Origin of the sequence: Streptomyces sp. NPDC050703 (genome assembly GCF_040654435.1) — a bacterium.
In the GTDB taxonomy this organism is placed as follows: Bacteria; Actinomycetota; Actinomycetes; order Streptomycetales; family Streptomycetaceae; genus Streptomyces.
In genome coordinates, this window is the sequence record NZ_JBFAHX010000056.1 from 14,340 (window position 1) to 35,779 (window position 21,440).

At 72.1% G+C, this 21,440-nt stretch carries 22 protein-coding genes and 1 tRNA gene; 10 read left to right on the top strand and 13 right to left on the bottom strand.

The features are described 5' to 3' along the window. Window positions 1–12: 12 nt before the first annotated feature. From AB0I16_RS32175 to AB0I16_RS32220, 10 genes are all read right to left on the bottom strand, one after another. A complete protein-coding gene (locus tag AB0I16_RS32175; protein ID WP_363253190.1) occupies window positions 13–1,389 on the bottom strand; it encodes a cytochrome P450 in 1,377 nt (458 codons plus the stop codon). Next, the gene (gene cyc1 / locus AB0I16_RS32180; RefSeq protein ID WP_363253191.1) at window positions 1,386–2,498 is read right to left on the bottom strand and encodes an epi-isozizaene synthase; all 1,113 of its coding nucleotides are present in this window, start codon (window positions 2,496–2,498) and stop codon (window positions 1,386–1,388) included. The genes AB0I16_RS32175 and cyc1 overlap by 4 nt, the downstream gene beginning before the upstream one ends. A 301-nt stretch (window positions 2,499–2,799) precedes the next feature. Next, window positions 2,800–3,450, bottom strand: coding sequence for a peptide deformylase (gene def / locus AB0I16_RS32185; RefSeq protein ID WP_363253192.1), 651 nt, complete (start codon window positions 3,448–3,450; stop codon window positions 2,800–2,802). A gap of 74 nt (window positions 3,451–3,524) precedes the next feature. Continuing rightward, window positions 3,525–4,505 carry a hypothetical protein gene (locus AB0I16_RS32190; RefSeq protein WP_363253193.1) on the bottom strand — a complete coding sequence of 327 codons (981 nt, stop codon included), beginning with the start codon at window positions 4,503–4,505 and terminating at the stop codon, window positions 3,525–3,527. 175 nt (window positions 4,506–4,680) lie between these two features. Then, a complete protein-coding gene (locus tag AB0I16_RS32195) occupies window positions 4,681–5,931 on the bottom strand; it encodes an HD domain-containing protein (protein WP_363253213.1) in 1,251 nt (416 codons plus the stop codon). A gap of 92 nt (window positions 5,932–6,023) precedes the next feature. Next, window positions 6,024–7,412: an HD-GYP domain-containing protein gene (locus tag AB0I16_RS32200; protein ID WP_363253194.1), complete on the bottom strand. Its 1,389-nt coding sequence runs from the start codon at window positions 7,410–7,412 to the stop codon at window positions 6,024–6,026. 198 nt (window positions 7,413–7,610) lie between these two features. Next, window positions 7,611–7,919, bottom strand: coding sequence for a mycothiol system anti-sigma-R factor (rsrA, locus tag AB0I16_RS32205; RefSeq protein ID WP_363253195.1), 309 nt, complete (start codon window positions 7,917–7,919; stop codon window positions 7,611–7,613). Beyond that, complete coding sequence (locus tag AB0I16_RS32210) at window positions 7,916–8,599, bottom strand: sigma-70 family RNA polymerase sigma factor (RefSeq protein WP_062782290.1); 684 nt, start codon at window positions 8,597–8,599, stop codon at window positions 7,916–7,918. Before AB0I16_RS32210 ends, rsrA begins: the two co-directional genes overlap by 4 nt. Before the next feature lie 232 nt (window positions 8,600–8,831). Beyond that, a complete protein-coding gene (locus tag AB0I16_RS32215) occupies window positions 8,832–9,485 on the bottom strand; it encodes an alpha/beta family hydrolase (RefSeq protein WP_363253196.1) in 654 nt (217 codons plus the stop codon). A gap of 1 nt (window position 9,486) precedes the next feature. Continuing rightward, window positions 9,487–10,302: an SOS response-associated peptidase gene (locus AB0I16_RS32220; RefSeq protein WP_363253197.1), complete on the bottom strand. Its 816-nt coding sequence runs from the start codon at window positions 10,300–10,302 to the stop codon at window positions 9,487–9,489. 66 nt (window positions 10,303–10,368) lie between these two features. Here AB0I16_RS32220 and AB0I16_RS32225 point away from each other — a divergent pair, with 66 nt between their 5' ends. The 4 genes from AB0I16_RS32225 to AB0I16_RS32240 all read left to right on the top strand — a co-directional run bounded on the left by AB0I16_RS32225 (window position 10,369) and on the right by AB0I16_RS32240 (window position 13,939). Further along, window positions 10,369–11,103: a M50 family metallopeptidase gene (locus tag AB0I16_RS32225; RefSeq protein ID WP_363253198.1), complete on the top strand. Its 735-nt coding sequence runs from the start codon at window positions 10,369–10,371 to the stop codon at window positions 11,101–11,103. A 32-nt stretch (window positions 11,104–11,135) separates the two neighbouring features. Continuing rightward, window positions 11,136–12,476: a 3-phosphoshikimate 1-carboxyvinyltransferase gene (gene aroA, locus AB0I16_RS32230; RefSeq protein WP_363253199.1), complete on the top strand. Its 1,341-nt coding sequence runs from the start codon at window positions 11,136–11,138 to the stop codon at window positions 12,474–12,476. Between the two features lie 17 nt (window positions 12,477–12,493). After that, window positions 12,494–13,504 (top strand): ribosome small subunit-dependent GTPase A, encoded by a 1,011-nt coding sequence (gene rsgA, locus AB0I16_RS32235; protein WP_363253200.1) that lies wholly within the window; start codon window positions 12,494–12,496, stop codon window positions 13,502–13,504. A 111-nt stretch (window positions 13,505–13,615) separates the two neighbouring features. After that, entirely contained in the window at window positions 13,616–13,939 is a 324-nt protein-coding gene (locus AB0I16_RS32240; protein WP_363253201.1) for a multidrug efflux SMR transporter, read from the top strand. Window positions 13,940–13,949: 10 nt separating this feature from the next. Here the strand turns inward: AB0I16_RS32240 and AB0I16_RS32245 are convergent, their stop codons facing one another. Then, entirely contained in the window at window positions 13,950–14,555 is a 606-nt protein-coding gene (locus AB0I16_RS32245) for a TetR/AcrR family transcriptional regulator (protein ID WP_363253202.1), read from the bottom strand. A gap of 142 nt (window positions 14,556–14,697) precedes the next feature. Between AB0I16_RS32245 and hisN the strand changes: the two genes are divergently transcribed. Together hisN and AB0I16_RS32255 are read left to right on the top strand one after the other, a co-directional pair. Further along, window positions 14,698–15,498, top strand: coding sequence for a histidinol-phosphatase (gene hisN / locus AB0I16_RS32250; protein ID WP_363253203.1), 801 nt, complete (start codon window positions 14,698–14,700; stop codon window positions 15,496–15,498). A 240-nt stretch (window positions 15,499–15,738) separates the two neighbouring features. Next, window positions 15,739–16,140 carry a CBS domain-containing protein gene (locus AB0I16_RS32255; protein WP_363253204.1) on the top strand — a complete coding sequence of 134 codons (402 nt, stop codon included), beginning with the start codon at window positions 15,739–15,741 and terminating at the stop codon, window positions 16,138–16,140. 69 nt (window positions 16,141–16,209) lie between these two features. On the opposite strand, the gene AB0I16_RS32260 is transcribed toward AB0I16_RS32255, so the two are convergent. Beyond that, window positions 16,210–17,679 (bottom strand): catalase, encoded by a 1,470-nt coding sequence (locus AB0I16_RS32260; RefSeq protein ID WP_363253205.1) that lies wholly within the window; start codon window positions 17,677–17,679, stop codon window positions 16,210–16,212. Window positions 17,680–17,804: 125 nt separating this feature from the next. Between AB0I16_RS32260 and AB0I16_RS32265 the strand changes: the two genes are divergently transcribed. The 4 genes from AB0I16_RS32265 (at window position 17,805) to AB0I16_RS32280 (ending at window position 21,150) form a co-directional block, all read left to right on the top strand. Beyond that, on the top strand, window positions 17,805–18,221 hold the full coding sequence (locus AB0I16_RS32265; RefSeq protein WP_363253206.1) for a Fur family transcriptional regulator: 417 nt from the start codon (window positions 17,805–17,807) through the stop codon (window positions 18,219–18,221). Window positions 18,222–18,350: 129 nt separating this feature from the next. Then, window positions 18,351–19,127 (top strand): ABC transporter ATP-binding protein, encoded by a 777-nt coding sequence (locus tag AB0I16_RS32270; protein WP_363253207.1) that lies wholly within the window; start codon window positions 18,351–18,353, stop codon window positions 19,125–19,127. Beyond that, the gene (locus AB0I16_RS32275) at window positions 19,124–19,993 is read left to right on the top strand and encodes an ABC transporter permease (RefSeq protein ID WP_363253208.1); all 870 of its coding nucleotides are present in this window, start codon (window positions 19,124–19,126) and stop codon (window positions 19,991–19,993) included. Before AB0I16_RS32270 ends, AB0I16_RS32275 begins: the two co-directional genes overlap by 4 nt. A gap of 23 nt (window positions 19,994–20,016) precedes the next feature. Beyond that, window positions 20,017–21,150, top strand: a complete 1,134-nt coding sequence (locus AB0I16_RS32280; protein ID WP_363253209.1) for an ABC transporter substrate-binding protein — start codon at window positions 20,017–20,019, stop codon at window positions 21,148–21,150. A gap of 144 nt (window positions 21,151–21,294) precedes the next feature. On the opposite strand, the gene AB0I16_RS32285 is transcribed toward AB0I16_RS32280, so the two are convergent. Continuing rightward, a tRNA-Met gene (locus AB0I16_RS32285) sits at window positions 21,295–21,368 on the bottom strand. Between the last annotated feature and the right edge of the window lie 72 nt (window positions 21,369–21,440).

Here is a 21,440-nt window from a genome sequence, read left to right on the forward strand (position 1 = left end):
ACACCCGCCGGTTCAGCGCGGCTCCACCCGCATGAGGAGCTTCTTGGGGTGGAGGGTGATGCCGACGCGGGTGTCCGTGTCGGTCCCGGCGACCGGCTCCAGGCGCCACCGCGGCGCCACCGTCCCCAGGATGAGGGCCAGCTCGGCCAGGCTGAAGTGGTCTCCCGGGCACTTACGGTTACCGACGCCGAACGGCATCATCGCGAACTCCGGGACTTTCGGCGCGCGTTCCGGATTCCAGCGGTCCGGGTCGAACTCCAGGTGCCGCTCGAAGGAACGCGGGTCGCGCTGCATCGCGTAGACGCTGTAGACGATGTCCGCGTCAGCCGGAATGCGATAGCCGCCCAGTTCGGTTTCGGCCACGGACCTGCGGGTGAATATCCAGGCCGCCGGACGGATACGCATGGCCTCGGTCACTACATTGCGGGTGTGCCTCAGCTCACCGAGATCGGCGAAAGTGATCGCGCGGTCCGGGGCCACGGCATTTACTTCGTCAATCAACTGCCTTTCATGTTCGCGGTGTTCGGTCAGCAGATGGAACGTCCACGCCAGCGTCGACGCGACATTCTCCGCGCCCGCGACCACGAGGGACACCACATGGTCGTGGATCTCCTGGTGGGTCAGGGGCTCACCCGACTCGTCCGTCGCCCGCAGCAGCTCCGCGAGCAGGTCGTCGGGGCCCCCGGGCCCGGTGCCGCGGCGCTCGGCGATGATCTCGTCGACGAGGGCGTGCAGATCGGCCAGGGCGCTCTCGAAGCGCCGGTTGGCTGGGGTCGGCACCCGGTGCAACGGGCCGGCCGACAGCACCATCCGGCGGTAGAGCCCGTCGAAGACGGTGTGCAAGGAGTCGGCGACGCGGTCCGCCTTGGTGCCGATCGACTCGACCTCCAGGAGGGAGCGCGAGACGATGCGCACGGCCGTGCGGAACATCTCCGCGCCCACGTCGACCGTGCTGCCCGGCTGCCAGCGGGCGGCCGTGGCGCGGGCCTCCTCCTCCATCACCTTGGCGTAGTCGGCGATCCGCTCGGGCCGGAACGCGGGCTGCATCATGCGGCGCTGGCGCCGGTGCAGCCGGCCGTTGCTGGTCGCCACGCCCTTGCCGAGGAGCACTTCGAGGGTGTCCCAGAGCGGCCCGCCGACGATGTACTCGGGGCTCTTCAGCATGGCGCCGACGAGCCGCGGGTCGCAGACCACGTAGGCGGTTTTGGGGCCCAGCCTGATCCGTACGAGATCTCCGTGGTCCCGCAGCGCCGAGAGGAAGCCGAGCGGGTCGCGCACCAGGTTCCAGGCGTGTCCGAGCAGGGGCGCGCCGCCCTTCACGAGCGGTGGGGTGCGCAGCGGCCCCGGGCCGGACGCGGTGGGCGCGGGTACCGCGGAATCGATGCTCATTCCTCACCTACCAGTTCGTTTTCCGCCATGATTTCTTCGCTCACGTACGGGGGCATCGACCTGTCGTCCCAGCTGTCCACCCGATAGCGCCCGGATTCGTGGTGGAACCAGTAGACGGACGAGAACCAGTTCCGCATATTGAAGACACACGACTCCAGCGTGTCCGCCATTTCCTCGCCCTTCTGCGTTCCGTCCGCCAGTTTTCCGGCGAGAATCAGCACCTCTTTCTCGGCGCTCAGGAATTCCGTGACGCAGCCGACGACCCGCCGGTGCACTTCTCGTACGGCTTCTTCGAGCGTCATTCCCTCGTGGTGGATGAGGCTGATCCCGAGATTGTGGAGTTCATCGCCCGCGAGTTCCTTGGGGAGCGAGCACAGGTCGTTGTACCAGGCCGAGAAGTCCTGGGTCGCGAGCGCCGCCCGCCGGTACGCGGGGTGCTTGCGTATGTGGCGCGGCAGTTCGCGGCGGGCGGTCGGCTCCAGGAGATCGATCCACGCCCAGTGCGCGAACGTCAGGCGCCGCAGCTCGACGTACGCGTCGACCGGGGGCACGGTGCGGGACCGCCGGTTCCTGAACTCCTGGTCGTAGGCGTCGATCACCGGGTGGAAGTGCCTGGCGAACCTGGCGTTCCAGCTCGGGCCCAGGAAGGAGTACAGGCGCAGGACGCAGTCGGCGAACCCCGCCACCAGGGGGTCCGCGTGCGCCAGGTACCGCTTCGGGTCGTCGAGGGCGCCGTGCAGGCCCCGGCAGAGGCGCCGCCACTGGCCGGCCCTGCCGTGCACCGAGTCCCGGTCGTGCCGGTCGTCCCAGGCGAAGAACCAGCTGCTGAGGTCCGCTATCGCGGTGAGCAGTTCGTCGGGCGCCCCGATGTAGTAGCCCGCCACCAGGTCGGTGTAGCAGAGGCCGTCCGCGTACCGCTCGACCTTGTCCGGCGGCATCAGGCGCATTTCACGCAGCCAGGTCCTTGACTTCTCCTGAAGTTCTGGCCAATACGGGTGCAGCCGCCGGGGGAATTCCCTCTCGATCACCGGTACCGCCAGCGCAGGTGGGACCATTACCGTCTGTGTGCGTGGCTGTGTCCGTGAAGTGCTCCTGGAATATGCAGGCACGAGCAGACCCCTTTCAGCCGCCTGAGTGCGTGCGCCCCTCCCGCCGTACCGGGCGCGCGCCGTGGTGTATCCCCGCGCTTTCCATTCAGCACTACAACTGACCGTTCAGGGAACAGTTTTGCGCCATCCACTGCCCCCGGCGCCGAGAACCTCCCCTTACGTGACTGAATATGGATCTCCGGCAGCCCGATCCGCTCGTACGGATGATCGACGCACGCCAACGGCCCCTGGTCAGGGGGTGGTTCCCGACCAGGGGCCGCTCGTGTCACGCGGTGCGCACGCCTCTCAGGCGGCGCGGGCGTCAGTCATTCGGCACCACGGGGTAGCGCGGGGTGCCCTCTTCCATCTGCCTGAGCGCGTCCTTGCGCTCGCGCTTGGAGAGGCGGTCGATGTACAGGTAGCCGTACAGGTGGTCCGTCTCGTGCTGGAGGCAGCGCGCGAAGTAGCCGCCGCCGCGGACCTTGATGGGGTTGCCCTTCTCGTCCTGGCCGCTCACCTCGGCGTAGTCCGGGCGGGCCAGCGGGGCGTAGGCGGTCGGTACGGAGAGGCAGCCCTCCCCCGAGTCGTCGAGGCGGCGCCGGTCGGCGGGCAGCTCGTGCAGGACCGGGTTGCAGACCACGCCGACGTGGCGCACGCCCTCGTCGTCCATGCAGTCGTAGACGAAGACCTTCAGGTCGACGCCGACCTGGTTGGCGGCCACGCCCACGCCCTGCGCGACGCGCTGGGTCGCGAACATGTCGTCGACCAGCCTCGCCAGCTCGTCGTCGAAGGCCGTGACGTCCTTGCACTCCTTGTGCAGGACGGGGTTGCCGACGACCGTGATGGGCCGGGACGTGCCGCGCTCGCGGTAGGCCGTCTCCCGCTCCTCGCAGTCCTCCGTGTCGATGACGAAGCCCTCGTCGTCGACGGGGAGCACCCCGCCGGAGGCCTGCTGCTCAGTGTCCTGCGCCATGTCCGCCGTACGCCTTCCTCGGAAACCCTCAAAGTTCGTGCCGGTACAGCCTACGGCGGGCGGTGGCCCTCGGGTCAGCAGACCTCTTCGAGATCGCGCCAGTCGCGGGAGTCCGGGCTGTCCGCCACCCAGCTGTCCAGGAGCCCGCGCACCAGGGCGGCGGGCGCCGCGATGCCGCACTCCCGCTCCGGCACCCAGACCGCGCCGGGGCTGCGGTGGCCGAGCGGGCCCGGATGGCCGGGCTCGCTGTGGTCGTGCGGGTCGAGGTGCTCCCCGTCTCCCTCGTCGCTCGGCATCCGGGACTCGGAACACATGCGGCACAGCAGCCGCACCGACGACGACCAGTCCTCGGCGGCGAAGCCCGCGTCGGCGGCGAGCCGCTCCAGGGCGTCCCTGTCCTCCTCGGTGGCGGCCTCCAGGAGCACCACCCACGTCGGCACGGGAGAGGGGGCCCACAGCTCGATCTCGTCGAACACGGGGTACGAGTGCCCGTCCGCCGTCGTCCGCTCGCCGTGCGGGACGCCGTCATGCAGCACGACCTCGCCCCAGCGGCGCCCGGAGGAGGGCAGCGGGATGGAGAGCAGCTCGATGCGGGCCGGGTCGAGCCTGCGGCCCCACACGACCTCCGCCTCGCCCTCCGGGGAGAGCCGCACGGCCGCGCTGCCCAGGTCCATGCCCGTGGGCTCACCGGACGCGGTCACCCCGCCCGGCACCCGCAGCCCGTACGCCTGCCAGGCGCGGCGGGCCAGCGGCCAGTCCTGCAGGGCCGTCGCCGCGATGCCGACGTTCCACCAGTCAGGGGCGCCGGCCGAGCGGTCCAGGAGCGCCACGGCCCGCAGCCCCGCGGCGCGCGCCTGCTCCCAGTCGTGCCGGAACTTGTGCAGGAGCGCGAGGTTGAACCAGGACTCGGACAGCCAGGGCTCCAGGTCCGCCGCGCGCGTGAGCAGCGCTCCCGCGTCCTCGTACCGGCCGTCGCCGATCAGCGTGAACGCGCGGTCGGTCGCCTGCCGCCATGAGGCGGAGGGCCGGTGCCGTCCCTTGCCGAAGATCCTCACGATTCCCGCCTGATTCCCGCCTGTCACGATTTCGGTGGTCCCGTCCCGCGAGGGTGCGGCGTCGGGCCGATGCCCCCGCGCACCCTCTTCTTCGCATCCAACCACGTACGGTCGGACGGCCGCTCATTACCCATGGGTTACCCAGCCGGGGACGAGCTAGGCCCGTCCTCGGACCTCACCCCCGTGCCGCGCCCCGCGGCCCGCTCCGCTCCCGCGCGAGGACCCTCGCCAGGGACTCCACGACCTCGGGCTGGTGGTCGCGGCCGGTGGCGAGCCGCAGCCGCTCCAGCGCGTACAGCGGGCCGCCGAGCGCCCCCGACGGTCCTTCTCCCCGCGCCATCTCGTCGTACGCGTTCGCGGTGCGCACGATCCGCGCGGCCAGGGGCTGCTCCCGGTACGGGTCGGCCTGCCGCTCCACGACCACGGCGACCGCCGGGTCCACCCCGGTCTGCCGTACGACGGCGCCGCCGAGCAGGGCCATGCGGCGCTGCTCCGCCTCGGGCAGGCCCGCGGTCGCCCCCTCGGGCACCGGGTCGACGAGGGAGAGCTGGCCGATGTCGTGCATCAGCGCCGCGTGCTCCAGGACGGTCAAGTCCGGCTCGAAGAGCCCGAGGTCGCGCCCGACCGCCTTGCTCAGGCGCGCGACGCGGTGGGCGTGGCCCTGCGGGGTGCACCCGGCGATCTCCGTGGCCCTGGCCAGCGACGCGATGGTCTGCCGGTAGGTGGCCCGGACCGCCGCGTAGCGCCGGAAGGAGAGCTGGGTGAGCAGCAGCGGGAGGCTGAACACGGGCAGCGCCCAGAGCCCCGCCACGGCCACCGCGAGCGCCATGACGGCCCCCGTCGCGCACACGGCGGAGCCGATGCCGAGCAGGGCCCGCAGCTCGTCGCGGAGCAGCGGGCCGAAGGGCCACCGGGTCCGGGCGTGCGCCATCGCTGCGGCGAGGACGGCGTCGCAGAGCGCGGTGAGGACGAGCACGGCGACGATGACGAGCGCGAAGTACGGGCCGTGGCCGACCCGCTCCTCCAACAGGCCGCTGTTGTAGAGCGGTTGGAAGCAGACGGCGGCGAAGCCGACGCTCAGCAGCCGCCGCGCCACCTGGTCCGGCGAGGGGCCCTTGCCGCGCGCCACGTGCGGCACGGCCCCCACCAGGGAGGCCGCGACCACCACGGCGATCACCTGCGGCGCCCCGTGGTGGGTGTGGTGCCCGGCGTTCTCCCCCAGCAGGGCGTAGGCCAGGGCGCCCGCGGCTCCGAGCGGCGCCGGTTCCCTGGTCCTGGCGCTCCCCCACCTGGCCAGCTCCCCGAGGCCGACGAGCACCCCGAAGGCCAGCGCCGTCCTGCCCTCGGTGATGCCGTGCCAGAGGGTCCAGGCGAGCGCGGTCAGGGCGAGCAGGGCGGCGACGGTCTGGGCGAGCGTCGCGAGCAGGCGGCCCGGCCGCTCGTCGCCCGTGAGCGGCCCGGCGGCGGCCGGGACGGTGCCGGCGCGCTCCGGGCCGCCGGGCGCCACCGCGCGGGCGGTCACCGGGCCGCCGGGCCGGACGCCGAGGGCGCCGGCAGCTCAGGCGGTACGTTTCCGCGCTGGTCGCCGGGTTGACCGGGGACCCGGCCAGGGAGGTCCGAGGTGACCCCGGGATGCCAGCCGTGCCGGTCGAGCGCCCGGGTCAGGGCGGCGACCATCACCGGGTCGAAGTGCGCCCCCGCGCACCGGTCGAGCTCTTCGAGCGCCACGGCGACGGGCCTGGCCCTGCTGTAGGAGCGCGTGGACGTCATCGCGTCGAAGGCGTCGGCCACGGCCACCACGCGGGCGCTCTCGGGGATCTGCCGCCCGGCGAGCCCGTAGGGGTATCCGGTGCCGTCGATCCGCTCGTGGTGGTGCAGGATCGCCTCCCGTGCCTCGCCGAGGAAGCCGATGCCGCGCACCATCTCGTGCCCGTACTCGGGGTGCAGCTCGATGACGCGCCGCTCCTCGGGCGTCAGGGGGCCGTCCTTGCGCAGCAGCCGGGTCGGCACGCCGAGCTTGCCGACGTCGTGCAGGATTCCGGCGAACCGCAGGACCTCGACGCGGTCGTCGTCCATGCCAAGCTCCCTGGCGATGAGCACGGAGGCGCGGCCGACCCGCTCGCTGTGGCCGCGCGTGTACCGGTCCTTCAGGTCGACGGCCTGCACGAGCGCCCGGATGGTCGCCTGGTGGGCGGCCCGCTCGTGGTGGTACTGGGCGAAGGCCCAGCAGGAGACGCCCATCGGCAGCAGGACGAGCAGCGCGGCGGGGGGCCCGTAGGGGCTGGTCCACAGGACGGCCATCATCAGCCCGGCGAGGCCGTGCACGGCCACCGGCGCGAGCGAGCGCGCGAACAGGCCCCGCCACGCGGTCCGCGCGGGCACCCGCTCGGCGGTGGCGAGGATGCCGCCGTCCAGGGCGGTCAGCACGCAGGCGAAGGCGAGCACGGCGGCTCCCGCGGGCCCGAGCACGTAGGGGAAGTCCGGTGCGGCGGTGGCCGCGGGCCCGCCGAGCGCCGCGTAGAGCCGCGCGGCGGTCCAGGAGGCGAGGGCGAGCTGCGCCGCCCGCCAGACGCGCCGCACCCACCGGGGGTGCCGGTCGGCGCGGGCGAGCAGCGCCCCCGGCACGGCGACCAGCGCGGCGGCGGCGGGCGGCAGCAGGAAGACCCCGGCGAGGAGCACGGGGAAGAGGGTGCCGGGGCCGCGCGGGGCACGGCGGGGCGCGGCGGCGCCCGTCCTGCCCGTGAGCCGGTCGAGCACGGTGTCGCGCTCGCACCCGGCGTAGAGCGCCGCGAGAAGCGCCACCGCGGGCCAAGGGGTGTGCGGGCCCAGGGCGGGCGCGGCGCAGGAGGCGCCGGCCAGGGTGACGCACAGGATGTAAGCGCGGGCCCACATCGGCACCGACCGCATGGAGGTCTCCTCCCTATGTGCAGGTCGGAGACTAGGTGCGCGAACCATCGGTCCGGTTCCCGTCCGCGGGGAATTAGCACCTTCGGGTGACGGGAGGGAGAAGAGAGGACGGACGACGGGAGACAGCGAAGCAGGCCGTGCGAAACGCGCGGCCTGCTTCCCTGTCGACGGTCGCCGGGCGCCCGCCCGGCGGGGCGTTCACGCCTCCGAGGCGGTCACGTCCTGGATGACGTCCTGCTCGGGCACGGTCTGCCCGGAACGGATCAGGTCGATGCGCCCCATGACCTTCGCCCGCAGGTCGACGGGGACGTCGTCCGAGCCGCAGCAGCGCTTGACCAGCTTCTTGACGGCCTGTTCGAGCCCGTACTTCTCCAGGCACGGGGAGCACTCCTCGAAGTGCGTCTCGAACTTGGTGCAGTCGCTGTCCGGCATCTCGTGGTCCAGGAACTCATAGAGATGGTCCAGGACCTCACTGCAGTCAGTCTCGTGCGGCTCTCCGCAGCTCATGAGCCCGAGCCTTTCGTTCCGTTCGACTCTCCGGCACCGGCCGGGACGAGCCCGCGCTCGCGGGCGTAGTCCTCCAGCATGCCGCGCAGCTGGCGGCGGCCACGGTGCAGACGGGACATCACCGTGCCGATGGGTGTCCCCATAATGTCCGCGATCTCCTTGTACGCAAAGCCCTCTACGTCGGCCAGATAGACGGCGATGCGGAATTCCTCGGGAATCGCCTGCAGGGCCTTCTTGACGTCCGAGTCGGGCAGGTGGTCCAGCGCCTGCGACTCGGCGGACCGCAGACCGGTGGACATGTGCGACTCGGCCCGCGCGAGCTGCCAGTCCTCGATCTCCTCGGCGGCGCTGCGCTGCGGCTCGCGCTGCTTCTTGCGGTAGGAGTTGATGAACGTGTTGGTGAGGATGCGGTAGAGCCAGGCCTTGAGGTTGGTGCCCTCACGGAACTGGTGGAACGACGCGTACGCCTTGGCGTACGTCTCCTGCACCAGGTCCTCCGCGTCCGCCGGGTTGCGCGTCATGCGCAGCGCCGCCGAGTACATCTGGTCCAGGAAGGTCAGCGCGTCCCGCTCGAAGCGGGCCGTGCGCTCCGCGGCCGTCTCGGACCTCTCCGGATTCTCTCGGGGCTGCTCCGCCTGACCGTGCTCGGTCCCCGCGTCGGTCCCAGTGACCGGACCCACCTCCTCCAACGACGTGGCGAGGCCGAAAGCAGCCCCACTCGAATCGGAGGATAGACGACGATCCGTTCCGCGCGCCGCCCGAATAGTTGCGCTTTTGGGTGCGCTCAGTACCGTCCACTCCAGGTCAGAGGCGCTGGAGCGGTTCGGGCAGATGGTCGAACCCATGCGGCGGACTCCCTCTCGTACGAACAGGTCGACGACGGTGTTCACCGTCTGTTCGCGACAACAGAGGTCACGCGTCCAACATTCCCGTCCAGCGCACCACGGCGTCCGTGACGCGCTTCACGGTCTCCTCCTGGCCGGTCCCCGCCCGCTTGGGCACGGCGAACCCGTGGTCGGCGCAGGGGACTTCCACCAGGTCGAACGGGCCGTCGGGGAACTCGGCGGGTCTGCCGAACGGGTCGTTGCCGCCCTGCACGACGAGCGTGGGCACGCCGGAGCCGAGCAGTTCGCCGGCGCGGGACTTCTCGGGCCTGCCCGGTGGGTGGAGGGGGAAGGAGAGCGCGAGCACGGCGGCGGCACCCAGCTCGGCCGCGGTGCGGCAGGCCACGCGGGCACCCGCGCTGCGGCCACCGGAGATCACGGGCAGCCCCCGCTTCGTCAGTGTGGGCCAGATGCCCCGCCATCCCGCGTCCAGCGTCCTGGGCGCGGGCGCCAGCTTCTTTCCCGCCACCCGCCAGGGCTGCTCGACGAGGGCGACGGTCACTCCGTGGGCGGGCAGCTCGGCGGCGAGCGCCCGGAGGTCCCTGGCCTCGATGCCGCCGCCCGCGCCGTGGCTCACGGCCAGCAGGAGGCGTGCGTCCGCCTCGGCGGGGTGCCAGGTGATCCGTGCCTCACCCGCGTCGGTCCGGACCGTTTCCCGTGTGTCCTGCGTCTCGTGCGTCACGTCAGAAGAGTGTGCCCTCTTCCGGTCCGGCCAGCTCCTTCAGCAGCTCCGGGCCGTTGTTGCGGACGTTGCTGACGGCCGTCGACACCGGGAAGGCCCGCATCAGTCCGTGCGGTGGCGGCTCAAGCAGGGCGCGCAGGTCCTCCACGTCGGTGCGGGACGGGTCGAGCCAGGCGTCCCAGCGGTCGGGGGTGAGCATCAGCGGCATCCGCGGGTGGATGTCGGCGAGCGAGCGCGGGCCCTCGTCGGGGGCGGCGGCCAGCGGTGCGGTCTCGGCCTCCGTGGTGATCACCGTGCAGGTCACCCACCAGGCGAGGGGGTGCTCGTCGGGGAGGGTCCTGTCCCGCCAGAACTCGTAGAGCCCCGCCATGGCGAAGACGGAGCCGTCGGCGGGCGTCACGAAGTACGGCTGCTTGCGGGGGCGCTTCTTCTTGCCCTCGACCTCCAGCCGCCGTTCCTCGGGCGCGGTGACCCACTCGTAGTAGCCGTCGGCCGGGATGACGCAGCGGCGGGAGGTGAAGGCGCGGCGGTAGGAGGGCTTCTCGTGCACGGTCTCGGCGCGGGCGTTGATCATCCGGGCCCCGCCCTCGGGCGTCTTGGCCCAGGAGGGCACGAGTCCCCACTTCAGTGTGCGGAGCTGGCGAACCGGAGCCGGGTCGTCGGCGTCTTTCAAGGGGCGGTCGAGGACGGCGTACACCTCTTTGGTGGGCGCCACGTTGTAGTCGGGGGCCAGGGCCTCCGCCGGCTCGTACTTCTCGACCTCGAAGATCCCCGCGAGATCCTCGGGCCCACGACTCGATGCATACCGTCCGCACATACGTGCCAGACTGCCAGGCCCACCCGTCGCCCGACCACCACCCCTCAACAGGAGTCAGTCCGAGCAATGGACCAAGGACCAGAGATCGCCGCCGACGCCGGCCTGACGGACCTGTGGGACCGGATCTTCGGCACGCAGGCGGCGCCCGGGACATGGCTGGTCATAGCCACCGGCGTCGTCGCGCTGGCCGTGGTCGTGCCGCACGGCGTCTGGCGGCTCGCCCGCAACGCCGTCACCATCGCGCACGAGGGCGGCCACGGCCTTGTGGCGTTGCTCACCGGCCGGCGCCTCGACGGCATCCGGCTGCACTCCGACACCTCGGGGCTGACCGTCTCGCGGGGCAGGCCCAGCGGCCCCGGCATGATCCTCACCGCGGCGGCGGGCTACACGGCACCGCCGCTGCTCGGCCTCGGCGGCGCCGCGCTGCTCGGCTCGGGGCGCATCACGGCGCTCCTGTGGATCGCCACCGCGCTGCTCGTCGCGATGCTGGTGATGATCCGCAACGCGTACGGCGCCCTGACCGTCGTCCTCACCGGCGGCACCTTCCTGCTCGTCTCCTGGCTGGCCGGCTCCGAGGTGCAGGCGGCGTTCGCGTACGCGGTGGTGTGGTTCCTGCTCCTCGGCGGTGTGCGGCCCGCGTTCGAGCTGCAGGCCAAACGCAGGCGCGGGGGCGCGGGCGACTCGGACGCCGACCAGCTCGCCCGGCTCACCCACGTCCCCGCGGGCCTCTGGCTCTTCTTCTTCCACGCCGTCTCGCTCTGCGCCCTGATGGGCGGGGCCCGCTGGCTCCTCGCCGTCTGAGCGGGGCCGCTGCCAGCCACTAAAGTGAGGGCATGACCGAAACCCCGGCGCACACCGCCCTCTGGCCCGCCCCGCACGCAAGCGGAGCCGTCACCGCGACGGTCCACGTACCCGGTTCGAAATCGGTCACCAACAGGGCGCTCGTCCTGGCCGCGCTCGCCGCCGAGCCCGGCTGGCTGCGCCGCCCGCTGCGCTCCCGCGACACCCTCCTGATGGCAGGAGCCCTGCGCGCGATGGGCGTCGGCATCGAGGAGACCATCTCGTCCAGCTCCACGGTGGCGGGCACGCCCGAGGGCTCCGGCGAGGCATGGCGGGTCATCCCCTCGGGGCTGCACGGCCCGGCCGCGGTCGACGTCGGCAACGCCGGTACGGTCATGCGCTTCCTGCCCCCGGTCGCCGCCCTCGCCGACGGCCCGATCCGCTTCGACGGCGACCCCCGTTCGTACGAGCGGCCCCTGACCGGCGTGATCGACGCCCTGCGGGTGCTCGGTGCCCGCATCGACGACGACAACCGCGGCGCGCTGCCCCTGACGGTGCACGGCGCCGGCGCGCTGGACGGCGGCTCCGTCGAGATCGACGCCTCGTCCTCCTCGCAGTTCGTGAGCGCGCTGCTGCTCTCGGCCCCGCGCTTCAACCAGGGCGTGGAGGTGCGGCACGTGGGGGGCGCCCTGCCCTCCATGCCGCACATCCGGATGACCGTGGACATGCTCCGCGCGGTCGGCGCCCAGGTGGACACCCCCGAGGCGGGCGGCGAGCCGAACGTCTGGCGGGTCACCCCCGGCGCGCTGCTCGGCCGTGACCTGACCGTCGAGCCCGACCTCTCGAACGCGCAGCCGTTCCTCGCCGCGGCCCTGGTCACCGGTGGCACGGTCACGATCCCCGACTGGCCCGCGCACACCACGCAGCCCGGCGACGCGCTGCGGGAGATCTTCACCGAGATGGGCGGCTCCTGCGAACTGACGCAGGCGGGCCTGGTGTTCACCGGCTCGGGGTCCGTCCACGGCCTGGACGTGGACCTCGGCGAGGTCGGCGAGCTGACGCCCGGCATCGCGGCGGTGGCGGCCCTCGCCGACTCGCCCTCCACGCTGCGCGGCGTCGCCCACCTGCGGCTGCACGAGACGGACCGCCTGGCCGCGCTCACCAAGGAGATCAACGAACTGGGCGGCGACGTCACCGAGACCGCCGACGGCCTGCACATCCGTCCGCGCCCGATGCACGGCGGCGTCTTCCACACCTACGACGACCACCGCATGGCGACCGCGGGCGCGGTGATCGGCCTCGCGGTGGACGGCGTGCGGATCGAGAACGTCGCCACGACGGCGAAGACGCTCCCGGACTTCCCCGAGCTCTGGACCGGAATGCTCGGGAACTGAACGGGCGGATCGAGAACATGCGCCGCTACGGCAAGAACCCCGACGAGGACGACATCCGCGTCCGCCCCAACCGCAAGGGCAACCGCCCCCGCACCCACATCAGGCCCAAGCACGAGGACGCGGCCGAGGGCATGGTCCTCACCGTGGACCGGGGACGGCTCACCGTCCTCGTGGACGACCGGGTCGTGATGGCCATGAAGGCCCGCGAGCTGGGCCGCAAGGCCGCCGTGGTGGGCGACAGGGTCGCCGTCGTCGGGGACCTCTCGGGGAAGAAGGACACCCTCGCCCGGATCGTGCGGATCGCGGAGCGCACCTCCGTCCTGCGGCGCACCGCAGACGACGACGACCCGTACGAGCGGGTGGTCGTCGCCAACGCCGACCAGCTCGCCATCGTCACCGCCCTCGCCGACCCCGAGCCGCGCCCGCGGCTGATCGACCGGTGCGTGGTGGCCGCGTACGACGGCGGTCTCGAACCGGTCCTCGTGCTGACGAAGTCGGACCTCGCGTCGGCCGACAAGCTCCTGGAGACGTACGCGACGCTCGACATCCCCTACGTGGTGACGAGCCGCGAGGAGTTCACCGACGGCGCGGAGCTAGCGCGCGTCCACGAGCTGCTCGACGGCAAGGTCACGGCCTTCGTCGGACACTCGGGGGTCGGCAAGACGACGCTGGTGAACGCGCTGGTGCCGGAGGAGCGGCGGCGCACCACCGGGCATGTCAACGCGGTCACGGGCCGCGGCAGGCACACCACGACGTCCGCGCTCGCCCTGCCGCTCGCGGGCTCGGACGGCTGGGTGATCGACACTCCCGGCGTGCGGTCCTTCGGGCTGAACCACGTCGACCCCTCCCGCGTGATCCTGGCCTTCCCCGATCTGGAGCCGGGGACGGTGGACTGCCCGCGCGGGTGCAGCCACGACGAGAAGGACTGCGCGCTGGACGCCTGGGTGGCGGACGGACACGCCGATCCGGCGCGGCTGTACTCCCTGCGAAGGCTGCTCGCCACGCGGGAGCGGCGCGAGGACGACTGACCTCCCCGTTGTTTGCCGCTTCGCGGGACCGGTAAAGGCATAATCGCACCGAGCCGGTACCGGCCGGACCAAGCGGTCACCGAACGTGGACACAGTGCGGGAGGCAGGGACATGGCGTGGCTGCTGGTCATAGTGGCGGGACTCCTGGAGACCGGCTTCGCGGTCTGCCTGAAGCTGTCGCACGGGTTCACCAGGCTCTGGCCGACGATCGCGTTCGCCAGCTTCGCGCTCGGCAGCTTCGGTCTGCTCACGCTCGCGCTGAAGAAGCTGGACGTCGGGCCCGCGTACGCGGTGTGGACCGGCATCGGGGCCGCGGGCACGGCGATCTACGGCATGGTCTTCCTCGGTGACCTGGTCTCCACGCTGAAGATCGTTTCGATCTCGTTCGTGATCATCGGCGTGATCGGCCTCCAGCTCTCCGGCTCCGCGCACTGACCCGGTCCGGCTACACCGCCGCGACCCACCGCCCGATGGCCCCGCGCACCAGTTCCGCGGGGTCGTCGTCGCTTCCGGCGGGCGCGACCACGTAGGACAGGGCGAGGCGTACGGCGCTCTCGCAGGCCAGGGCGAGGTCGGGCTGCCTGGCCCGGCCCCGGCCGCCGAGCGCGGCCACCGCCCGGTCGCGCACCAGTGCGAGCAGCTCGGCGGAGCTGGGCACCCCGGCGTCCGCGCGGCGCTGCGCGGGCACGGGGGACGAGGACCCGGCGACACGGCTCGGCGCGGGCAGTCGCTCGCCCCAGCAGCCGGTGAGCGCGGCCCTCACCAGGGGGTTGCCGCGGGCGGCGCCGACCGTCCAGGCGGCCACGGCCGCGAGCCGCTCGGCGGGTTCGCGCTCCTCGGCGAGGGCGCGCTCGACGCCGTGCAGATAGCCGTCGGTCTCGCGCCTCAGCAGGGCGCGGGCGAGGCCGTCCTTGCTGCCGAACTCGTTGTACAGGGTCTGCCGGGACACCCCGGCGACGGCCGCGACGTCGACCATGCGGACGCCCGGCCAGGACCGCCGGGCGAGCGCGGTGTAGGCCGCGTCGAGCAGAGATTCCCGTGCCGCAGGCATCGTCGCCTCCCCGGGCCGTAGCGGCTCCGGGTGCCAGAGTTGACGGGCTCGGGAGCACTGTCAATAGCTTCGGCGCGAGGCGGCCGATGCCGTCCGATACGCGGTGGTGGCTCGGCACTTTGGAGATCGATACTGTTCATGCATGCCCGACTACCACGATGATCTGCGTCTCGCCCACGTCCTCGCGGACGCCGCCGACGCCCAGACCATGGACCGGTTCAAGGCTCTCGACCTCAAGGTCGAGACCAAGCCGGACATGACGCCGGTGAGCGAGGCCGACAAGGCGGCCGAGGAGCTGATCCGTACCTCGCTCAAGCGCACGAGGCCCCGCGACGCGATCCTCGGCGAGGAGTACGGGGTCGAGGGGACGGGCCCGCGCCGCTGGGTGATCGACCCGATCGACGGCACCAAGAACTACGTACGCGGCGTCCCCGTGTGGGCCACGCTGATCTCCCTGATGGAGGCGGGCGAGGGCGGCTACCAGCCGGTCGTCGGTGTCGTCTCCGCGCCCGCGCTCGGCCGCCGCTGGTGGGCGGCGAAGGGCGGCGGCGCGTACACGGGGCGCAGCCTCACCTCGGCGAGCAGGCTGAGCGTGTCGAAGGTCTCCCGCGTCGAGGACGCCTCGTTCGCGTACTCCTCGCTGACCGGCTGGGAGGAGCAGGGCCGCCTCGACGGCTTCATGGACCTGACGCGTGCGGTGTGGCGCACCCGGGCGTACGGCGACTTCTGGCCGTACATGATGGTGGCCGAGGGCGCGGTGGACATCTGCGCGGAGCCCGAACTCTCGCTGTGGGACATGGCGGCGACCGCGATCGTGGTGACGGAGGCCGGCGGCACGTTCACCGGGCTCGACGGCAGGCCGGGCCCGCACAGCGGCAACGCGGCGGCCTCCAACGGCCTCCTCCACGACGAGCTGCTGGGCCATCTGAACCAGCGCTACTGAGTCCCGCGCGACCGGCGCACCGCGCCTCGCGCCACCCGCACACCGCACACCCCGGGGGCGCCGGTGGGCCGACGCGCGCCCTGAACTGACCGCACGCGCCCCCTTGTTGGCGCCCCGCTCGGCTGCGACTCTATGAGTTCCCCCACTTGTGAACTTGTGAATCCGTTCTCCAGCAGGTAGCGGAGGCAATCCTTCGCCCACCGGGAGGCCCCGGTTTCACCAAGGAGGTGGCTCACGCCCATGCTCGTCCGCGACGCCATGAGCACGGTGGTCCTGACCATCGGCCCCACCCACACCCTGCGCCAGGCGGCCCGGCTGATGTCCGCGCGCCACGTGGGCGCGGCCGTCGTCCTCGACCCCGACACCTACGGCCTCGGCATCCTGACCGAGCGCGACGTCCTCAACTCGCTCGCCCTCGGCCAGAGCCCCGACACGGAGATCGCCGGCACCCACACCACGACCGAGGTCGTCTTCGCCACCCCGGCGTGGAGCCTGGAGGACGCGGCGGACGCGATGGCGCACGGCGGCTTCCGGCACCTCATCGTCATGGACGGCAACGAGCCCACGGGCATCGTCTCGGTGCGCGACATCATCCGCTGCTGGGCGCCCGACCGGCGTGCGGCGGCCCAGCTGACGGGATGACGGGACGGCGGCGGGCCGGCCCCCCGAAGGGGAGCCGGCCCGCCGTCTTCCTACGACAAGTGGTGCTGGTCAGCCGCGCAGGGCCTGGACCGCGGCCTCCAGCCGCTTGCCGAAGTCTCCGTCGGCCTGACGGAAGTTGTTGATCGCGCGGTCCACGATGTCCTCGCGCGAGACCTTGGCGATGAAGCCCGACAGGTTGTCGATCAGGCGGCCCTTCTCGTCCTCGGACATCAGGCGGTAGAGGTTGCCCGCCTGCACGAAGTCGTTGTCCTCGGCGTGCCGGGGCGTCTCGTGGTTGCCGGTGGCGCCGGTGAGGGGGACGGGCTGCCACAGCGCCCGGTCCGTCTGGAAGGGGCCGCCGAAGCTGTTCGGCTCGTAGTTCTTCGCGTCCTTGTGGCGGCCGTCGTACAGGAAGCCGTCACGGGAGTGGGTGCGCGCCTCGGTGGCGTGCGGGCGGTTCACCGGCAGGTGGTCGGCGTTGATGCCGACGCGGTAGCGGTGGGCGTCGCCGTACGCGAAGAGACGGCCCTGGAGCATCTTGTCCGGGGACGGGCCGATGCCGGGCACGAAGTGCGCGGGCGAGAAGATGCTCTGCTCGACCTCCGCGAAGACGTTCTCCGGGTTGCGGTTGAGCTCCAGCTTGCCGATCTCGATCGGCGGGTAGTCCGCGTGCGGCCACACCTTGGTGAGGTCGAACGGGTTGAAGCGGTACGTGGCCGCCTCGGCCGCCGGCATGATCTGCACCTGGACGGTCCAGGACGGGAACTCGCCGCGCTCGATCGCCTCGCGCAGGTCGCGCTGGTGGGAGTCGGGGTCCTCACCGGCGAGCTTGTTGGCCTCGGCCTGCGTGAGGTTCTTGATGCCCTGGTCGGTCTTGAAGTGGTACTTGACCCAGAAGACCTCGCCCGCCTCGTTGTTCCACTGGAACGTGTGCGAGCCGAAGCCGTCCATGTGGCGGTACGAGGCGGGGATGCCGCGGTCGCCGAAGAGCCAGGTCACCTGGTGGGTGCTCTCGGGGCTGAGCCCCCAGAAGTCCCAGACGTTGTCCGCCTCCTGCGAGCCCGTGTACGGGTCGCGCTTCTGGGTGTGGATGAAGTCGGGGAACTTGATGGCGTCCCTGATGAAGAACACCGGGGTGTTGTTGCCGACGAGGTCGTAGTTGCCCTCTTCGGTGTAGAACTTCAGCGCCCAGCCGCGGGGGTCGCGCACCGCGTCGGCCGCGCCGAGGTTGCCCGCCACCGTGGAGAAGCGCAGAAACGTCTCGGTCTGCTTGCCGACCTCGGAGAGGAACTTCGCACGCGTCCACTGCGAGACGTCACGGGTGAGCGTGAACGTGCCGTAGGCGCCGGCGCCCCTGGCGTGCACGACGCGCTCCGGGATGCGCTCGCGGTTGAAGTGGGCCAGCTTTTCGAGGAGCAGCTGGTCCTGGACGAGCACCGGTCCGCCGAGGCCCGCGGTCTCGCTGTTCTGGTTGTCGGCGACCGGTGCTCCGGCCTCCGTGGTGAGCGGTCCCTGCGTCACGTGCGCCTCCTGCGTCATTCCTGCGGGTCCTGTCCCTTGGCTTGCGATGAGTCCGATCCTACAATGGACATTGTCTAAGTCAAGCAAACATCCAAAGTCACACCTGTTCGGGACTTGTTCCCTCGCCTGTTAGGCTGGTTTTCATGAGTGACCTGTTGGAACGACTGCGCGGACGCGGTTGGCGCATGACGGCGCAGCGACGCGTCGTGGCCGAGGTCCTCGACGGCGACCACGTCCACCTGACGGCCGACGAGGTGCACGCCCGCGCCGTCGGCAAGCTGCCGGAGATCTCCCGGGCGACCGTCTACAACACCTTGGGCGAGCTGGTGTCCCTCGGCGAGATCCTGGAGGTCTCCACGGACCGCCGCGCCAAGCGGTACGACCCGAACGCCCACCGCCCGCACCACCACCTGGTCTGCGCGCAGTGCGGCGCCATCCGGGACGTCCACCCCACGGGCAACCCGCTGACCGACCTCCCCGACTCGGAGCGCTTCGGCTTCACGGTCCAGGACGTCGAGGTCACCTACCGCGGCGTCTGCCCGAACTGCACGTCGGCGTAGCACCGCCCTCCCCCCTGCGTTCACGGAAGCCCCCGGCAGCCACATCGGCCGCCGGGGGCTTCCAGTATCTGACGCTGCGTCATATGGTCGGCGCCCCCATGTCCGTACGCCCTCCGCGAGGAGACACCCGTGGGAGATCCGCACCCGAAGATAGAAGCCCGCGCCGTCACCCGCGTCTTCGGCCGAGCCGCCCGGGCGGTGCACGCCCTCGGCCCCGTCGACCTGACCGTCGCCCCCGGCGAGTTCACCTGTGTCGTCGGCCCTTCGGGCTGCGGCAAGTCGACGCTCCTGCGCATCGCGGCGGGACTGCTCCGCCCCAGCTCCGGCGAGCTGCGCATCCGTACGAACGCCCGGCGGCCGGCCGCGATGATCTTCCAGGACTACGGCATCCACGACTGGAAGACCGTCCTCGCCAACATCCGCTTCGGCCTCGACGTCCAGAAGGTCCCCCGCCGCGAGGCCGACGCCAGGGCGGCGCACTGGCTGGACCGCATGGGCCTCACCGACTTCGCCGCCGCCTACCCCGCGGCGCTCTCCGGCGGCATGCGCCAGCGCGTGGCCATCGCCCGCGCGCTCGCCGTCGAGCCCGAGATCCTGCTGATGGACGAGCCCTTCGCGGCGCTGGACGCCCAGCTCCGCACGATCCTCCAGGACGAACTCCTCGGCCTCACCCAGACCACCCGCACCACCACCCTCTTCATCACCCACAGCCTCGAAGAGGCGATCGTCCTCGGCGACCGCGTCCTGGTGATGTCGGCGCGGCCGGGACGCGTCATCGCCGAGCGGCGCCCGCCCTTCCCCCGGCCCCGCACGGGCGCGGTCCGCGCCACCCCGGAGTTCGCCGCCCTCACGAGCGAGCTGTGGGAGCTGCTCCGGGGCGAGGTCGGCGCCGGGGCCGCGGCATGAGCGCCGTCACGGACGAGGCGCCGCGGGAGGAGGGCGTGCTCGTACGGGAGCCGGGCCCGCACGAGCTGCACCCCGTCCGCGCCCATCGCCGCCGCCGCGCCCTGGAGCTGTCGCTCGCCGCGGGCGTGCCCCTCGTCCTGGTCCTGCTCTGGCAGCTCGCGGCGGTGGCCGGCTGGATCGACGACCGCGTCTACCCCGCCCCGCAGACCATCCTGGAGGACGGCTGGCGCCGGGCGGCCGAAGGCGACCTGTGGCCGGACGTCCGGGCCACGCTGCAACGCGTGCTCGCGGGATACGCGATCGGCACGGCGGCGGGCTACGCCCTCGGCCTGCTGATGGGCTCGCTCTCCGTCGTGCGCGCCGCCCTCGAACCCACGCTCGACGCGCTGTACGTCGTCCCGAAGCTGGCACTGCTCCCCGTCTTCCTCAACATGTTCGGCCTCGGCGAGGGACCGCAGATCGCGCTCGTGGCGACCACCGTCTTCTTCTTCGTCTGGATCTCCACGATGGCGGCGGTCCTCGCCGTCCCGTCCGGGCACCGCGACGCGGGCCGGGTCTTCGGCGCGTCGCCGTGGCAGATGTTCCGCCACGTCCTGCTGCCCGCCTCGCTGCCCGCCGTGCTGGTCGGCGCGCGGATCGCGGCGGGCGTCGCGGTCCTGGTGATCGTGGCCTCCGAGCAGATCGCCGCAGCCGACGGCCTCGGCCACCTGATCTTCGACTCGCGCGCGCTCTTCCAGAACGACGTGATGTTCGTCGGCATCGTCTGCGTCGCCGTGCTCGGCGTCGTCTTCTCCGAACTGGTGCGGCTCGTGGGCCGGCTGCTCACGCCGTGGGCCCCCCGGGACCGGGGCCGGAGCCAGTCATGACCCGTCAGGACCGGGGAGGTCCCATGCGCGTCCGCACCACGGCCCTGGCCCTGCTCATGGCGGGCTCGCTCCTCGCGGCGGCGGGCTGCGCGAAGGAGGACGACGCGTCGCCCGCCGGGCCCGCGAAGCAGCGCGGCGTCACCCCGGTGGCGGGCTGCGGCAAGGGGAGCTGGACCGACCCCGCCGATCGCGCGCCCGACCGGAGGCCCGCCCGCTGCGCCCGTGGCACCCCGAGCCCGGAGCCGCTGGGCGAGCGCCGCGGCCTGACGATCGCGACCGGCACCCTGAGCGCCGAGTACGTCGCCCCGCTGCGCGTGGCGGTGGACAAGGGGGAGTTCGAGAAGGAGGGCCTCGACGTCGAGCTGAAGGTCCTGCCGACGCCGGACGCCCTCCCGCTCCTCGCCAGGGGCGACATCGACGCCCAGTGGGCGGCCCCGGAGGCGGCCGTGCTGAACGGCATCACCAGCGGCTTCGACATCAAGTGGACGGCCGGGAACTTCTCCCCCGACCCCCGGTCCAAGAGCGGCCTGTGGGTGCGGCTGCGGAAGGGCGAGAGCCCGGACCGCGTCCCCATGGCCGGCCGCAGTCTCGGCACGATGATCGGCAAGGGCTCCGTCATCGCGTACCCGATGGACAAGGCCCTGAAGAAGCACGGCGGCGGCCTGGACGAGATCCGGTTCCAGCAGCTCGGCTCGGCGGACGTGCTCACCGCCCTGGAGAACGGCGGCACCGACGCGGCCTGGCTGCTCGACCCGGTCTGGCGCAAGGTCGACGGCGACAGGAAGTACGCGTTCCTCGGCGGCCAGCCGCTCGGCGAACCCCTCGGCGGGCTCCTCTTCGGCCCGAACCTCCTGAAGGAGGACCCGGAGGCGGGCGTCGCGCTGCTGCGCGCGTACATCCGTACGGTCAACACCTACTTCGCGGGCGACTACAAGGCCGACGAGTCCTTCGCGAGGGACCTGGCCCATCTGCTCGACACGGACGAGGAGGTGCTGCTCTCGACGCCGTCGCTCCGCATGGACTGGGAGATCCGCGCGGGCACCACGGACCGGCTGCAGGACGCGTACCGCGCGGCGGGCGTCTTCGACGGCGACAAGGTCCCGGAGGCGGAGGCGGTCGACCGCGAGCTGTACGAGGAGGCGGTGGGGCACAGATAGCGGCCGGCGCAGCCGGCGGCCCCCGGGCCCCCGGGGCTCGGCTTCGCGCCGCGCCGTGTCAGGCCATGTGCGCCGCGTCACCTTATGCATCCGGGACACACCGAAGGCCCGGAACCTTGTCGGTTCCGGGCCTTCGGCCTTCAGTAGCGGGGACAGGATTTGAACCTGCGACCTCTGGGTTATGAGCCCAGCGAGCTACCGAGCTGCTCCACCCCGCGTCGGTGAACACAACAGTACGTCAAGGCCACGACCAGCGCAAATTCGTTCCGCCGTGCCCGCCTCACCCGGAA

What these genes read in the sequence shown, in the direction of transcription:
- AB0I16_RS32175 (WP_363253190.1), bottom strand. Translation starts at nt 1,389, where the DNA reads ATGAGCATCGATTCCGCGGTACCCGCGCCCACCGCGTCCGGCCCGGGG.
- def (WP_363253192.1), bottom strand. Translation starts at nt 3,450, where the DNA reads ATGGCGCAGGACACTGAGCAGCAGGCCTCCGGCGGGGTGCTCCCCGTC.
- AB0I16_RS32200 (WP_363253194.1), bottom strand. Translation starts at nt 7,412, where the DNA reads ATGCGGTCGGTGCCGATGTGGGCCCGCGCTTACATCCTGTGCGTCACC.
- rsrA (WP_363253195.1), bottom strand. Translation starts at nt 7,919, where the DNA reads ATGAGCTGCGGAGAGCCGCACGAGACTGACTGCAGTGAGGTCCTGGAC.
- AB0I16_RS32220 (WP_363253197.1), bottom strand. Translation starts at nt 10,302, where the DNA reads ATGTGCGGACGGTATGCATCGAGTCGTGGGCCCGAGGATCTCGCGGGG.
- AB0I16_RS32225 (WP_363253198.1), top strand. Translation starts at nt 10,369, where the DNA reads ATGGACCAAGGACCAGAGATCGCCGCCGACGCCGGCCTGACGGACCTG.
- aroA (WP_363253199.1), top strand. Translation starts at nt 11,136, where the DNA reads ATGACCGAAACCCCGGCGCACACCGCCCTCTGGCCCGCCCCGCACGCA.
- rsgA (WP_363253200.1), top strand. Translation starts at nt 12,494, where the DNA reads ATGCGCCGCTACGGCAAGAACCCCGACGAGGACGACATCCGCGTCCGC.
- AB0I16_RS32240 (WP_363253201.1), top strand. Translation starts at nt 13,616, where the DNA reads ATGGCGTGGCTGCTGGTCATAGTGGCGGGACTCCTGGAGACCGGCTTC.
- AB0I16_RS32245 (WP_363253202.1), bottom strand. Translation starts at nt 14,555, where the DNA reads ATGCCTGCGGCACGGGAATCTCTGCTCGACGCGGCCTACACCGCGCTC.
- hisN (WP_363253203.1), top strand. Translation starts at nt 14,698, where the DNA reads ATGCCCGACTACCACGATGATCTGCGTCTCGCCCACGTCCTCGCGGAC.
- AB0I16_RS32255 (WP_363253204.1), top strand. Translation starts at nt 15,739, where the DNA reads ATGCTCGTCCGCGACGCCATGAGCACGGTGGTCCTGACCATCGGCCCC.
- AB0I16_RS32260 (WP_363253205.1), bottom strand. Translation starts at nt 17,679, where the DNA reads ATGACGCAGGAGGCGCACGTGACGCAGGGACCGCTCACCACGGAGGCC.
- AB0I16_RS32265 (WP_363253206.1), top strand. Translation starts at nt 17,805, where the DNA reads ATGAGTGACCTGTTGGAACGACTGCGCGGACGCGGTTGGCGCATGACG.
- AB0I16_RS32275 (WP_363253208.1), top strand. Translation starts at nt 19,124, where the DNA reads ATGAGCGCCGTCACGGACGAGGCGCCGCGGGAGGAGGGCGTGCTCGTA.
- AB0I16_RS32280 (WP_363253209.1), top strand. Translation starts at nt 20,017, where the DNA reads ATGCGCGTCCGCACCACGGCCCTGGCCCTGCTCATGGCGGGCTCGCTC.